At 72.0% G+C, this 13,115-nt stretch carries 15 protein-coding genes; 1 reads left to right on the forward strand and 14 read right to left on the reverse strand.

The window, feature by feature from the left end; translation table 11 throughout:
• Positions 1 to 31 precede the first annotated feature (31 nt).
• From trpA to O3W51_RS32765, 7 genes are all read right to left on the reverse strand, one after another.
• Positions 32 to 868, reverse strand: coding sequence for a tryptophan synthase subunit alpha (trpA, locus tag O3W51_RS32740; protein WP_138358675.1), 837 nt, complete (start codon positions 866 to 868; stop codon positions 32 to 34).
• On the reverse strand, positions 865 to 2,112 hold the full coding sequence (trpB, locus tag O3W51_RS32745; protein WP_138358677.1) for a tryptophan synthase subunit beta: 1,248 nt from the start codon (positions 2,110 to 2,112) through the stop codon (positions 865 to 867). Before trpB ends, trpA begins: the two co-directional genes overlap by 4 nt.
• A gap of 57 nt (positions 2,113 to 2,169) precedes the next feature.
• Entirely contained in the window at positions 2,170 to 2,313 is a 144-nt protein-coding gene (trpM, locus tag O3W51_RS48990) for a tryptophan biosynthesis modulator TrpM (RefSeq protein WP_368860168.1), read from the reverse strand.
• A gap of 5 nt (positions 2,314 to 2,318) precedes the next feature.
• Positions 2,319 to 3,128, reverse strand: coding sequence for an indole-3-glycerol phosphate synthase TrpC (trpC, locus tag O3W51_RS32750; RefSeq protein ID WP_138358678.1), 810 nt, complete (start codon positions 3,126 to 3,128; stop codon positions 2,319 to 2,321).
• 296 nt (positions 3,129 to 3,424) lie between these two features.
• The gene (locus O3W51_RS32755; RefSeq protein WP_381587654.1) at positions 3,425 to 3,913 is read right to left on the reverse strand and encodes a DUF2752 domain-containing protein; all 489 of its coding nucleotides are present in this window, start codon (positions 3,911 to 3,913) and stop codon (positions 3,425 to 3,427) included.
• Between the two features lie 92 nt (positions 3,914 to 4,005).
• On the reverse strand, positions 4,006 to 4,215 hold the full coding sequence (locus O3W51_RS32760; protein WP_138358680.1) for an HGxxPAAW family protein: 210 nt from the start codon (positions 4,213 to 4,215) through the stop codon (positions 4,006 to 4,008).
• A gap of 135 nt (positions 4,216 to 4,350) precedes the next feature.
• Positions 4,351 to 5,073, reverse strand: coding sequence for a TIGR02234 family membrane protein (locus O3W51_RS32765; protein ID WP_443048365.1), 723 nt, complete (start codon positions 5,071 to 5,073; stop codon positions 4,351 to 4,353).
• A 283-nt stretch (positions 5,074 to 5,356) separates the two neighbouring features.
• Between O3W51_RS32765 and O3W51_RS32770 the strand changes: the two genes are divergently transcribed.
• Positions 5,357 to 6,664: a S53 family peptidase gene (locus O3W51_RS32770; RefSeq protein WP_138356916.1), complete on the forward strand. Its 1,308-nt coding sequence runs from the start codon at positions 5,357 to 5,359 to the stop codon at positions 6,662 to 6,664.
• Between the two features lie 76 nt (positions 6,665 to 6,740).
• On the opposite strand, the gene O3W51_RS32775 is transcribed toward O3W51_RS32770, so the two are convergent.
• The 7 genes from O3W51_RS32775 to hisI form a co-directional block, all read right to left on the reverse strand.
• Complete coding sequence (locus O3W51_RS32775; RefSeq protein WP_138356917.1) at positions 6,741 to 8,264, reverse strand: anthranilate synthase component I; 1,524 nt, start codon at positions 8,262 to 8,264, stop codon at positions 6,741 to 6,743.
• A gap of 36 nt (positions 8,265 to 8,300) precedes the next feature.
• Positions 8,301 to 8,984 (reverse strand): enhanced serine sensitivity protein SseB C-terminal domain-containing protein, encoded by a 684-nt coding sequence (locus O3W51_RS32780; RefSeq protein ID WP_138356918.1) that lies wholly within the window; start codon positions 8,982 to 8,984, stop codon positions 8,301 to 8,303.
• Positions 8,981 to 9,334 (reverse strand): hypothetical protein, encoded by a 354-nt coding sequence (locus O3W51_RS32785; RefSeq protein WP_138356919.1) that lies wholly within the window; start codon positions 9,332 to 9,334, stop codon positions 8,981 to 8,983. Before O3W51_RS32785 ends, O3W51_RS32780 begins: the two co-directional genes overlap by 4 nt.
• Before the next feature lie 8 nt (positions 9,335 to 9,342).
• Complete coding sequence (locus tag O3W51_RS32790; RefSeq protein ID WP_198357164.1) at positions 9,343 to 11,166, reverse strand: putative T7SS-secreted protein; 1,824 nt, start codon at positions 11,164 to 11,166, stop codon at positions 9,343 to 9,345.
• The gene (locus O3W51_RS32795) at positions 11,163 to 11,813 is read right to left on the reverse strand and encodes a hypothetical protein (protein WP_138356921.1); all 651 of its coding nucleotides are present in this window, start codon (positions 11,811 to 11,813) and stop codon (positions 11,163 to 11,165) included. Before O3W51_RS32795 ends, O3W51_RS32790 begins: the two co-directional genes overlap by 4 nt.
• Positions 11,810 to 12,109: a hypothetical protein gene (locus O3W51_RS32800; protein ID WP_138356922.1), complete on the reverse strand. Its 300-nt coding sequence runs from the start codon at positions 12,107 to 12,109 to the stop codon at positions 11,810 to 11,812. The genes O3W51_RS32795 and O3W51_RS32800 overlap by 4 nt, the downstream gene beginning before the upstream one ends.
• Before the next feature lie 121 nt (positions 12,110 to 12,230).
• Positions 12,231 to 12,614 (reverse strand): phosphoribosyl-AMP cyclohydrolase, encoded by a 384-nt coding sequence (hisI, locus tag O3W51_RS32805; RefSeq protein ID WP_138356923.1) that lies wholly within the window; start codon positions 12,612 to 12,614, stop codon positions 12,231 to 12,233.
• Positions 12,615 to 13,115: the final 501 nt, after the last annotated feature.

Genomic DNA, 13,115 nt, shown 5'->3' on the forward strand with positions numbered 1-13,115 from the left:
TCGCCCTAATGAGGGACTAAAACGATCTGTCCTACCGGCTCTGCCGGACCGCCCCGGTGCGCTTGCGGACGCCCGCCGCCAGCTCGCCGGCCAGCTCCCGCACCCCGGCCAGACCCGCTTCCAGGTCGGGCGCGTCCAGAAGCCGCTTGACGAACGCGGAGCCGACGATGACGCCGTCCGCGAAGGCGGCGACCTCGGCGGCCTGCTCGGGGTTGGAGACGCCCAGGCCGACACAGACCGGCAGGTCCGTGGTGGCGCGGGTGCGCAGGACGAGGTCGGCCGCCTGCTCGCCGACGCTCACCCGGGTGCCGGTGACGCCCATCAGCGACGCCGCGTAGACGAAACCGGTGCCCACCGCGGTGATCTTGGCGAGCCGCGCGTCGCGGCTGCTCGGCGCGACCACGAAGACGGTGGCCAGACCGTGCAGCTCCGCGGCCTTGCGCCACACCTCGGACTCCTCGACCGGCAGGTCGGGCAGGATGCAGCCGGCGCCGCCCGCCTCGGCGAGGTCGGCGGCGAACCGATCGGCGCCGTACCGGTCGACGGGATTCCAGTACGTCATGACCAGCACCGGCGCTCCGGTGGCGGCGTGCGCCTCGCGGACGGTGCGCAGCACGTCCTTGATCCGGACGCCGCCGCGCAGCGCGATGTCGTCGGCGGTCTGGATGACCGGTCCGTCGAGCACCGGGTCGCTGTGCGGCAGGCCGATCTCGACGACGTCGCAGCCGCCTTCGAGCATCGCCTTGACGGCTTCGATGCCGCCGTCGACGGTGGGGAATCCGGCCGGGAGGTAGCCGACCAGCGCGGCCCGGTTCTCGGCCTTCGCCGCGGCCAGGGCCGCGTTCAACAGCGCGATGTTGCCGCTCACTTGGCTTCCCCCTGCTCGTTCTCGTTCTCGTACAGACCGAAGTAGCGGGCCGCGGTGTCCATGTCCTTGTCGCCGCGTCCGGAGAGGTTCACCAGGAGCAGGGCGTCCGGGCCCAGTTCGCGGCCGATCTCCAGCGCTCCGGCGAGCGCGTGCGCGCTCTCGATCGCGGGGATGATGCCCTCGGTGCGCGACAGCAGGCGCAGTGCCTGCATCGCGTCGTCGTCGGTGACCGCGCGGTACTCGGCGCGGCCGGTGTCCTTGAGGTAGGAGTGCTCCGGGCCGACGCCCGGGTAGTCCAGTCCCGCCGAGATCGAGTACGGCTCGGTGATCTGCCCCTCGTCGTCCTGCAGGACGTAGGAGCGGGAGCCGTGCAGGATGCCGGGCTCGCCCTGGCTGAGGGTCGCGGCGTGCTCGCCGGTCTCCACGCCGTGGCCTGCGGGCTCGCAGCCGACGAGGCGTACGCCCGCGTCGGGGAGGAAGGCGTGGAAGAGCCCGATGGCGTTCGAGCCACCGCCGACGCAGGCGACGGCGACGTCCGGGAGCCGTCCGGTGCGCTCCAGGATCTGCCGGCGGGCCTCGACGCCGATGACCCGGTGGAAGTCACGGACCAGCGCCGGGAAGGGGTGCGGTCCGGCCACCGTGCCGAAGAGGTAGTGGGTGCGGTCGACGTTGGCGACCCAGTCGCGGAACGCCTCGTTGATGGCGTCCTTGAGGGTGCGGCTGCCGGACGTCACGGAGACGACCTCGGCGCCGAGCATCCGCATCCGTGCGACGTTCAGCGCCTGGCGCTTGGTGTCGACCTCGCCCATGTAGATGGTGCACTCGAGGCCGAAGAGCGCGCACGCGGTGGCGGTGGCGACGCCGTGCTGGCCGGCGCCGGTCTCGGCGATGACGCGGGTCTTGCCCATCCGCTTGGTGAGCAGCGCCTGGCCCAGCACGTTGTTGATCTTGTGCGAGCCGGTGTGGTTGAGGTCCTCGCGCTTGAGGAACACCCGGGCGCCGCCCGCGTGCTCGGCGAACCGCGCGACCTCGGTGAGCGCGCTCGGCCGGCCGGTGTAGTTGACCATCAGGTCGTTCAGCTCGGCGGCGAAGGCCGGATCGGCCTTGGCCTTCTCGTACTCCGCGGCGACCTCGTCCACGGCGGCGACCAGCGCCTCCGGGATGAACTTGCCGCCGAACGCGCCGAAGTAGCCTTCGGCGCTCGGGATCCGACCCTCAGGATCGGGAATGAAGAATTCTGACATGGCAGACACAGGAGTCCCCTGACAGTGAAATGCGATGGCTGATGGAAGTGTCGCGGCTCAGCCGCGACGCCATCGCATTCCGTTGACCTGTCCGGGCTCGCCGCCGATCACATAACGCACCCGACGGCCCAATACGCGACGCGCCGGCGCCCGGCAGCCGCGGGGGCGGCAACCGGGGGCGAGGCGCGTCGAGATCGACATGGGGGTTACTTCCGCCCGAACCGCAGGGCGGGGTGGGCGCCGGCGGCCACGAGGTCGGCGACGGCCGCCCGCGGGTCCTTGCCGGTCACCAGGGACTCGCCGACGAGCACGGCGTCGGCGCCGTCGTTGGCGTACGCGATGAGGTCGTGCGGGCCGCGGACACCGGACTCGGCGATCTTCACGATCTCGTCCGGGATCTCGGGCGCGATGCGCGCGAAGTTGCCGCGGTCGACCTCGAGGGTCTTGAGGTTCCTGGCGTTGACGCCGATGATCCGGGCGCCGGCGTCGACCGCGCGGGCGACCTCCTCCTCGTCGTGCACCTCGACGATCGGGGTGAGCCCGATCGAGGTCGCACGCTCGATGAGCGAGACCAGCGCGTCCTGCTCCAGGGCGGCGACGATCAGCAGGGCGAGGTCGGCACCGTAGGCGCGGGCCTCCCACAGCTGGTACGCGGTGACGATGAAGTCCTTGCGGAGCACCGGGATGTCGACCTTGGCGCGGACCGCTTCGAGGTCGGCGAGGGAGCCGCCGAACTTGCGCTGTTCGGTGAGGACGCTGATGACCGCGGCGCCGCCCGCCTCGTAGTCGGCGGCGAGCCCGGCCGGGTCGGCGATGGCGGCCAGCGCGCCCTTGGAGGGGCTGGAGCGCTTGACCTCGCAGATGACCTTGACGCTGTCACCGCGCAGCGCGGCGACTCCGTCCATCGCTTCGCGTGCCTTGGCGGCCCGCTCCTTGAGCTCGTCGATGGAGACCTGAGCCTGCCGGTCGGCGAGGTCGGCGCGGACTCCGTCGATGATCTCGTCGAGCACACTCACGCGAGCGGTCCCCTTCCGGGCTGGGTGGTGGAGCACGGTCCGTACACCGAAACGATCAAGCCAGTCAACGATCAAGCCGGCAAATGCCTGCTTCGGCTCACTGATGGTATCCGGCCGAGGGCGGAGGGCGCGCATCCGGTCGATCCCGGTCCCACTACCTGGACAAATGCGGCCACCGGGGGTATCCGTCCGCCCTGCGTGGCACGGTTCCTCCGGCCGCCAGGGGGGCGGACCGGACAGCAGATGGCCGGTTCCTGCCATCACCCGGCGTACCGGGGCGCTGGAGCGCTGGAGCGCTACGGGGCGAGCGCCGATCCGAACGGAAGGTTCCGGGCGACGCTGAAGAACAGCGCCACCGCGCCGATCGCCCACCAGTACGCGGGCCGCATCCGGATCTCGAACGGACGGCCGCGCAGCGTCCGCGACAGCCACACCACCCAGACCACGGCGAAGAGCACATAGGCCGCCACCGCCAGCGCGTTCAGACCGAGAGCCGCGCCGAAGTCACCGTGCGCGACCGCGTGGGCGCTGCGCAGCCCGCCGCACCCGGGGCAGTAGATCCCGGTGTACTTCAGCAGCGGGCAGACCGGGTAGTGGCCGGGGGTGTTCGGGTCGACCGCTCCGACGTACGCGAAGGCGGCGACGACTCCCGCCAGCACCCCCAGCGGGACGGCGGCCCGCCGCAGCCGGCCGGCGGGCGGCGCGGGCTCCGGGGCGGACCACGGCTCGTGATGCGGCGCGGCGGTGCCGGCGGGCGGCGGCACGGCGGTCAGCTTGTCGGTCACGTGCCTGATTGTGCCCCGGGACGTACGAAGGCGCAGCCCCGGATCAGCCGGGGCCGCGCCTGTCGTGCGTGTCGTGCCGTTGGAGCCGGACGTCAGCTGTGGGCGGGCTTCCGGGGCTGGCCCAGGCCCATCGCGCGCATCACGAGGCCGACGACGCCGCCGAGCAGGACCACGACCAGGCCCGCCCAGAATCCGAGCGGCTCGGCCATCACCATGAAGGCACCCGAGACGCAGAATCCGATGAAGGCGATTATGACGCCGGTCCAGGCGGCAGGGGTGTGGCCGTGGTTGGTGCCCGCCATGAGTGCTCCCATTATGTTCTCGGTCGGGGAAGTTGTCCTCGTCCATTCTTGCGCGCTCCCGGAGCGCCTTGTGCACGGGGGTGCGGCGTGGGCCGGCCCCAGGTCGGCCCCACGCCGGCCCCCGGTCAGCCCCGGTCAGCCCCCGGTCGGGTCCTCGCCGCGGTCGAGGGCCTTCCACAGCTCCTCGGGGCGCTCGGGGTCCGGGGCGGGGCGCTGCGCCTTGCGGGACGGCAGGCCGGTGGCCCCGTCCCGGTCGTAGCGGTTGGACATCCCCGGCCAGTGGCGGCCGCGCAGCACGGCCAGCATTCCGGCCGCGAGCAGCAGCGCTCCCCCGGCGGCGGCGGCCCATGGCCATGTGGTGGAACTCTCACCGACGACGGTCGTACTGGCCAGCGTCGTGGCGGCCGTGGCGGCCGCGTCCAGGGCGGAGCCGGGGCCGTCGGTGAGGGCTGCGGTCACGATGCCCGCGCCGCACAGCACGAGCAGTCCCGAGACGACGGCGCGGCCGATCCCGCGGACGGCGAACACGGCGACCAGCGCGGCGAGGCCGACGAGCGCGAGCGCGCCGGGCACGCCGGTGATCTCGCTGCCGGAGACGGTGAGCGCCACCGAGCCCTCGGCGTACTTCGCGGTCCCGTGGGCCCAGGTCTTGCCCGCCGCGAGCAGCGTGAGGGCGGCGCCGGCGACGCCGAGCAGCAGCGCGAGGGCCAGGCTGCGGCGGCCCGCGGCGCGGGTGCGCGCCGGCGGCCCCGTCACCACGGGGTCGGCGGCGGGTTCCGGGGCGGGCGCGGGCGGAACCGGGACGGTCGCGGTGGTCGCGGATTCTTCGGCGGGGCGGGGCTGGGGCACGGCAGTCACGTAGACCACTATCGCGCGTCGGCCCGCGGGCGGCACAGGCGGGGGACCGATCAGGGACAGACCACCACGAGTCGATTTCATGCACCGACCAGCCCATGAGTGAGCAAGTTTTCACCCATGCGATCACTGCCGAAAGCAAAGCGGAGGTAGAGACTCCGTCTGCCGTCTTGTTGACGTGCGCCCGTCACCATACGTTCGCGCCGATCCCCCGTGCGACCACCTCGCTCCAGCGGATCAATTCCCCCCGCACAGCCCCCGGGTTACCGCCCCAGGAGGCAGTACGTTGCGCACAACCCTTACTCCGGCGTCGCTTCGGCGCGCCGGACTCTCCCTCACCGCCGTCGCGGCACTGGCCCTGGCGGGCTTCGCCATCGCCCCGTCCGCCGACGCGCAGCCGGTCGCGCGGACCGCCGCGACCGCCCGGAACGTCGCAGTGAACGCGGACCAGGCCGTGCACACCGCGCGCGCCTGTGCCCTGCCCAAGGCGGGCGAGATGGCGTGCAAGGCGCTCCGCGTCACCAGCGGCACGGTGCACACCACCAACGTCCGAGGCACGACGATCACCCCCAATGCGGCCGCCGCCCCCACAGGTTACGGCCCGAGCGATCTTCAGAAGGCCTACGGGCTGACCTCCGCGGCGGCCGCCAACGGCGCCGGGCGGACGATCGCGATCGTCGACGCCTACGACGACCCGAACGCCGAGGCGGACCTCGGCGTCTACCGCGCGCACTACGGACTGCCGGCCTGCACCACGGCCAACGGCTGCTTCAAGAAGGTCAGTCAGACCGGCAGCACCACCGCGCTGCCCACCGCCGACGCCGGCTGGTCGGAGGAGATATCCCTCGACCTCGACATGGCCAGCGCGATCTGCCCCAAGTGCAAGATCCTGCTCGTCGAGGCCAAGACCCCCTCGATGGCGAACCTCGGCACCGCGGTGAACCGTGCCGTCACCCTGGGCGCGAAGTACGTCTCGAACAGCTACGGCGGCGGGGAGTCCTCCTCCGACGCCTCCTACGACAGCAGCTACTTCAACCACCCGGGTGTGGCGATCACGGTCAGCGCCGGTGACTCCGCCTACGGCGCCGAGTACCCCGCCGCCTCCAAGTACGTGACCTCGGTCGGCGGCACCGCCCTCAAGACCGCCTCCAACGCCCGCGGCTGGACCGAGACCGTCTGGTCCACGAACAGCACCGAGGGCACCGGCTCCGGCTGCTCCGCCTACGACGCCAAGCAGTCCTGGCAGCAGGACACCGGCTGCGCCAAGCGGACCATCTCCGACGTCTCGGCGGTCGCCGACCCGGCCACCGGTGTCGCGATCTACGACTCGTACGGGATCGCCGCCGGCTACTACACCTTCGGTGGCACCAGCGCCTCGGCGCCGATCATCGCGGGTGTGTACGCCATCGCCGGCGCCCCGTCGTCCGGTTCGTACCCGACCTCGTTCCCGTACGCCCACACCTCGGCGCTCAACGACGTGACGAGCGGCTCCAACGGCAGCTGCTCGGGCTCGTACCTGTGCACCGCCAAGGCCGGATACGACGGCCCGACGGGACTCGGCACCCCGAACGGCACCTCGGCCTTCACGGGCTGACGGCCCCGTGAAGCACGGCGGGGCGGCCCGATCCGGGCCGCCCCGCCTTCGCGTTTTCCCACCGGCGTTCCCGCGGTCACGCCTGCGCGTCGGTGTGCAGCCGGCTCGCGGTCGCCACCGCGCGCAGCACCGCCGCCGCCTTGTTTCGGCACTCGGTGTCCTCAGCGACCGGGTCCGAGTCGGCGACGACACCGGCGCCCGCCTGGACGTACGCGGTGCCGTCGCGCAGCAGCGCGGTGCGGATGGCGATCGCGGTGTCGGAGTCGCCGGCGAAGTCCAGATAGCCGACGCAGCCGCCGTACAGACCGCGGCGGACCGGCTCCAGCTCGTCGATGATCTGCATCGCGCGCGGCTTGGGGGCGCCCGAGAGGGTGCCGGCCGGGAAGCAGGCCGTCAGCACGTCGAAGGCGGTGCGGCCCTCGGCCACCCGGCCGGTGACGGTCGAGACGATGTGCATGACGTGGCTGTAGCGCTCGACGGACATGAAGTCCACGACCTCGACGCTGCCCGGTTCGCACACCCGCCCCAGGTCGTTGCGGCCCAGGTCCACCAGCATCAGATGCTCGGCACGCTCCTTGGGATCCGCCATCAGTTCCTCCCCGAGCGCCGCGTCCTCCTGCGGGGTCGCACCGCGCGGCCGGGTGCCGGCGATCGGGTGCACCAGCGCCCGGCCGTCCTCGACCTTGACCAGCGCCTCGGGGCTGGAGCCCACGACGTCGAAGCCGTCGAAGCGGAACAGGTACATGTACGGACTCGGGTTGGTCGCCCGCAGCACCCGGTACACGTCCAGCGCGCTCGCCGGACACGGGGTCTCGAACCGCTGCGAGGGCACCACCTGGAACGCCTCGCCCGCCCGGATCCGCTCCTTGATGTCCTCGACGGCCGCCTGGTAGGCCGCCGATCCCCAGCGCCCGGTGAACTCCGGCAGCTCCGAGGCGGGCAGCTCGACGGCGGCCGACCCGGCCGGCCGGGCCAGGTCCGCGGCCATCGCGTCCAGCCGGGCGACGGCGTCGGCGTACGCCTCGTCGATGCCGGTGGCCAGGTCGTTGTGGTTGATCGCGTTCGCGATCAGCAGCACGCTGCCGTCCCAGTGGTCCAGCACCGCCAGGTCCGAGGTGAGCAGCATCGTCAGCTCGGGCAGCCGCAGTTCGTCCTCGCCGTGCTCGCCGATCTTCTCCAGGCGGCGCACGATGTCGTAGCCGAGGTAGCCGACCATCCCGCCGGTGAACGGCGGCAGCCCGCCGCCCGCGTGCAGGTCGCGCGGGGTGTGCAGGGTCTCGACCGTGACCCGCAGCGCCTCCAGCGGATCGCCGCCGGTGGGCACGCCCACCGGCGGGGTCCCCTGCCAGTGCGCCTGCCCGTCGCGCTCGGTCAGCGTCGCGGCGCTGCGCACCCCGACGAACGAGTACCGCGACCACGAGCGGCCGTTCTCCGCCGACTCCAGCAGGAACGTCCCAGGACGCTCGCCCGCGAGCTTGCGGTACAGCCCGACCGGGGTGTCGCCGTCCGCCAAAAGCCTCCGGCTGACGGGGATCACCCGGCGGTCCTCCGCCAGCTTGCGGAACGTTTCGAGGTCGGGCGCGACAGTAGCGGTGGTCATAGCGGCAGCGTAATGGGCCTGCGGGCGGGCGCCCGCTCAGCCCCGCAGATCCGGCCGGACGTACGCGGGCTCGACGTCGGCGAGAACGACGGCGCGCAGGTCCTCCGGAACGTCGCCGAGGGCCACGATCTGCATCGGGTCGGCCAGGGCGATGTCGGCCGCGGCGGCCATCACCGCGTCCGCGGCCGCGGTGTCGGCTCCGGGCACCGCGTCGACCTCGTACACCACCAGGATCTTCTCCCGGGCGTCCGCGACCCGGTAGCGCGTGAGGTACAGCCGCCGCACCGCGGCCAGCGCCTCGATCCGCGGCAGTGCGGCGGCCAGCAGCCGGGGCTGCGGGTCCGCGGACGCCTTGACCTTGATGTACGCGCCGGCCGGGAACGGCAGGCCCGCCGCGATCACCACATCGCGCTCCTCGGCGGCCACGTGGATCGGCGAGGCGGCGCGCGGATCGATGATCAGCCCGGCCGCGGGCGGCAGTTGGGCGAGCAGTTCGGGAACGGTGATCTGGAACAGCCGGTAGCCCTCGGGCAGATCGCGCCGGATCTCCTCCGGGTCGGTGTACGCGACGGCGCACAGCGCTCCGGAGACATCCGTGTAGAGCGGTTCCGGGCCGCGGTCGCCCGTCCGCACACCGATCAGCACGACGCTGTCGGCCAGCCGGTAGATCAGCGGGGAGACCTCGATCGGCCGGGGACCCTGTTCGGCGTGCTCGCTCATAGCTCGATCTCCGCGTTGACGGCGGGCAGGTCCTTGGACAGCGGCGCCGAGATCCCGAGCCTGTTCAGGTTGTCGCTCAGGAACATCCTGGCACCGAGGCCGTTCGGCTGCGCCTCGACGGTCATCAGTTGAATGCTGGGGGGAAAGATGAACGTCTCCCTGAGCCGGGCCACGTGGAAGGGCTTGTCAAAGGTGAGTTCCCAGTCCCCGAAGTGCGGGTCGACGACATACCAGTACTTCTTGACCCGGTTTCCCCAGGACACCTCGGCGGCCACCAGCGCGTCCAGGTGCGCCCACTCGGTCCCGCCCGCACTCGAAGCCGCGATACGCAGCCGGGGGTCTTCCGTCATCTCTTCGCTCACCTGCTCGGCTCGGTGATTCTGGCGCCGTGGACCGCTCCTTGGGTGATCCCGCCGACGATGGTGATACCGCCCCGGGCCGTAGCGGCCGTGACGTTGTTGGTCAGGATGGGCGAGCCGGGCACCCGGTCGAAGTTGTTCAGCGGGATGTTCTGCCCGGGACCGACCGTGGCGACACCGTTCGGCGCGACCGGCAGGACGTTGCCGCTGTGGTCGATGACCGAGATGGCGCCGGAGTCGATGTGCGACATCACGTCGGGAACGAAGTACTGCGGCAGGCCGCCTCCTCCGAACTGCGGGTTGGCGTTCGCGTAGGCGCCGGCCGCCGGCACGTCGGAGTTGAACCGCAGGGTGACGCCCTCGGTCCGGTACTCATGCAGGATGAAGCCGCCCTTGTCGGACGGTCCTACTTGAACTCCCTTGCTGATCTCGGTGGAATCCGCGCCCAGTGACGCCATCGTCCCCTCCGGCATCACGAATCCGGTGATGCGCGGGTGCAGCGCCTCCGTGTTGGTGCCTGCCGGGATGACGGTGTCGTGCCACAGGTCGATCCCCGGGTAGCCGCCCGAGCCCTGCCAGGCGCGCGCTCCCTGGGACGGCAGTTCCGACGCCGCCTGGGTGCCGCCGCGCCAGCCCTGGAGACCCTCGGAGAGGCTGGACCGGAACGAGCCGAAGAGCCCCGCCCCGTCACCGAAGCCGGCCCCGAACCCGGTCAGCGCGCCGGAGGCCCCGTACCGCAGCTCGGTGGCCATCGACGTCAGCTTGCCCAGTGCGGTGAACGGCAGGGCGCGCAGCAGTCCCGGGATGGCCGAGCGGCCCTTCCACAGGGCCATCGCGCCGGTGCCGATGCCCTTGATCGCACCCCATCCGGCACCCAGCAGATGGCTGCCCACGCCGAGCAGCCCCTCGGCCGCGAAGGCGCCCTTCAGCGCGCCCAGCGAGGTGAGGCCCTTCGTCATGGGAATGCAGCTCAGCGCCGCGAGGGCCACATCCCACAGGGTCGCTTTCCCCTGGGTGTACTTGGCGATGGTGTCCGCGAGCACCAGCAGTGCCGCCGCGAAGACGATCCACGCGATCGGGCCGCCGATGATGAGCGCGATGATGCCGCCGACCGCGACCACGATCTTCGCGACGACGATGACGCCGTTCCACGCCTTGGCGGCGAGGTCCCCGAGCTTGTGCCAGAACGAGTCCGGCGGGATGCCCGCGTCGGCGGCCTCGTGCAGTGACCTGCTCGCGGTGTCGGCGGCGGTGTTCCGCAGCTCCGCCGCCTGCCCGGCGAGCCGCTTGGCGGCGTCCAGCTGTGCCTGGGGACCGCTGAGCTGCGACTGCAGGGACGTGACCTGGCCCTGGGCGGCGGTGTGCTTGCGGGCCTGCTCCTTGACCTGGTCGGGGTCGGGCGGGGCGACCGCCTTGTCCAGCGTCGTGAGCGAGCCGTTGGCCGTGACGAGCTGCGCGTGCAGGCTCTTCACCTGGTCGTAGACCTGGCGGCCCTGGGAGAGCGCCCGGTCCGCCTGGCTCTGCGCCGAGTCGAGGGACGTCGCGTAGCCGTCGAGTGCGTCGGCGGCCAGGTGGTGGGAGTGCGCGACCTTGTCGAGCTGCCCGGGGAACTTGCCGATCGCCTCCTTGAAGACGTCACCGGCGGCGCCCACCCACGTCATCGTCGCGTGGTCACCGGCGAGGGCCCGGACGTTGCGGGACGCGGCCTCCGCGTCGTCGGCGATCCGGCGGGTGGTGGTGGCGAGTTGGCGGACCCGGAAGACGTCCCCCGGGGTCGGGTCCTCGTGCAGGTCGAGGATGTACCAGTCGGCCGGGCGGCTCACGATGTGGTCTCCACGAGGTCGGCTGCGCGGAACAGGCGGAAGGTGGAGCTGATCGCGTCGAAGACGTCGAGCAGCGCCGGCGCCACCTCCACGGCGGGACTGCTGCACGAGACGATGGCGACGCGGTTCACGTCCCGCAGCGGTACGAAGGTCTGCATGGTGACGACGCGCATCGGGCGGCCCGACTCGTCCTCGATGTCCTCGACCCCGTGGCTGCGGGCGGCGGGCCCGGCGTCCGGGAGTTCGACGGTGGACAGCTCGGTCCAGGTGTCGCCCTCGGCCTTGGCCGTCTTCGCGGTGAGCGGTGCGAGCAGCGGGGACAGCCGGTCCTCGGCGTCGCTGCTCGCGTCGACCGGCCCGGCGACGAAGGAGACGGTGACGCAGGCGGGCAGCAGGCCGTCCGCGACCGATTCCGCCATCACCGCGCAGTAGACCGCGCCGGCGTTCCAGGCGGCCGCCGCCTGGTTGCGCAGCAGCCGGACGATGTCGGAGCGGCGCTCGCGCAGTTCGGGCAGATCGGTGAGGCGCCGGCTGACGAGGTCGGCCGCCGAGGCGGCGCGGGTCGCGGGGCGGACGTCGACCTCGAACCAGCTGCCGGGGACGCGCAGGGTGTAGCCGACGCCCGTGTCGAACCTGGGGCCGCTCACTGCGGTGCCTTGGTGCCGTCGCGCAGCTGCTTGGCGAGGTCCTCGTCGACCTTGGTGTAGGCCTTCACGGCCTCGGTGACCATGGAGGACAGGACGCCGGCCGTGTTCTCGACATGGCCGCGCCCGTCGCGCCAGCGCTTCTCGAAGTGGTGCATCGCGTCGCGGACCCGGCCGTCGCCGTAGTCGGAGTCGAAGGAGTCGATCACCGAGTGGCTGGATTCGAGCCCCTGTTTGATCCGGGTGAGCTGGCCGGTGAACGCGTCCAGTGCCCCCAGGTCGTACCCCAGGTCCGTCATCGAACCCTCCCATCGATCCGCGGACCGACAGCTTGCCACAGTGGCCGATAACGTTTACGGCCAGGCCGGAAGGTCACCGGGATGGTGGGACGGACGAGGGCGGACCCCCCGCATCAGGGGGTCAGGGGCCCAGCGGCAGCGGGTCGGCGTCGAAGCAGGTGCGGTCGCCGGTGTGGCAGGCGGCACCGGTCTGGTCGACCTTGACGAGCAGGGTGTCGCCGTCGCAGTCGAGGGCGACGGACCTGACGTGCTGGACGTGCCCCGAGGTGTCGCCCTTGACCCAGTACTCGCCACGGCTGCGGCTCCAGTACGTGCAGCGGCCGGTGGTGAGCGTGCGGTGCAGCGCCTCGTCGTCCATCCAGCCGAGCATGAGCACCTCGCCGGTGTCGTACTGCTGCGCGATGGCGGGGACGAGCCCGTCGGCGGTGCGCTTGAGGCGGGCGGCCACGGCCGGGTCGAGCGGGGAGGACGGGGACGCGGGAGACGGTGCGGCGGTGTCGGGCATGCCTCTATTGTGCCGCCGGTCCTTCCGGCCTTTTGCGCCGCCCAAAAGGTGCGTTCGGTGATGAACGCGGCAGGTTCACCGACCTTGATTCCCTAGTCGCTCGCTGTTGTCACCCGTATGGGGCATCCTTCGTGCATGGGTTTTCCTCCGCCTCCGCCGAACGGTCAGCCGCCACCAGGGCAAGGTGGCGGCTTCGGTCCGCCGCAGAACTTTGGTCCGCCGACACCACCTCCTCCGCCGGGTGACGGCTACGGCTATCCGCAAGGCGGCCAGGGCGGTTACGGATATCCGCAGGGTGGTGGCCAAGGAGGCCAGGGCGGCTACGGCCCGCCCGGTCCTCCCGGACCGCCGGTGCCCCCCGGCGGCTACGGCTATCCGCCGGGTGGCGGCGGCTATCCTCCGCCGCCCGGTGGCGGCAACAACAACGGCCGGAACGCGGCGATCGCGATCGGTGCGGTGGTCGTCGTCGGGGCGATCATCGGCGGCATAGTCCTGGCCAGC

Source organism: Streptomyces sp. H39-C1, from assembly GCF_027158125.1.
Lineage (GTDB): Bacteria > Actinomycetota > Actinomycetes > Streptomycetales > Streptomycetaceae > Actinacidiphila > Actinacidiphila fildesensis.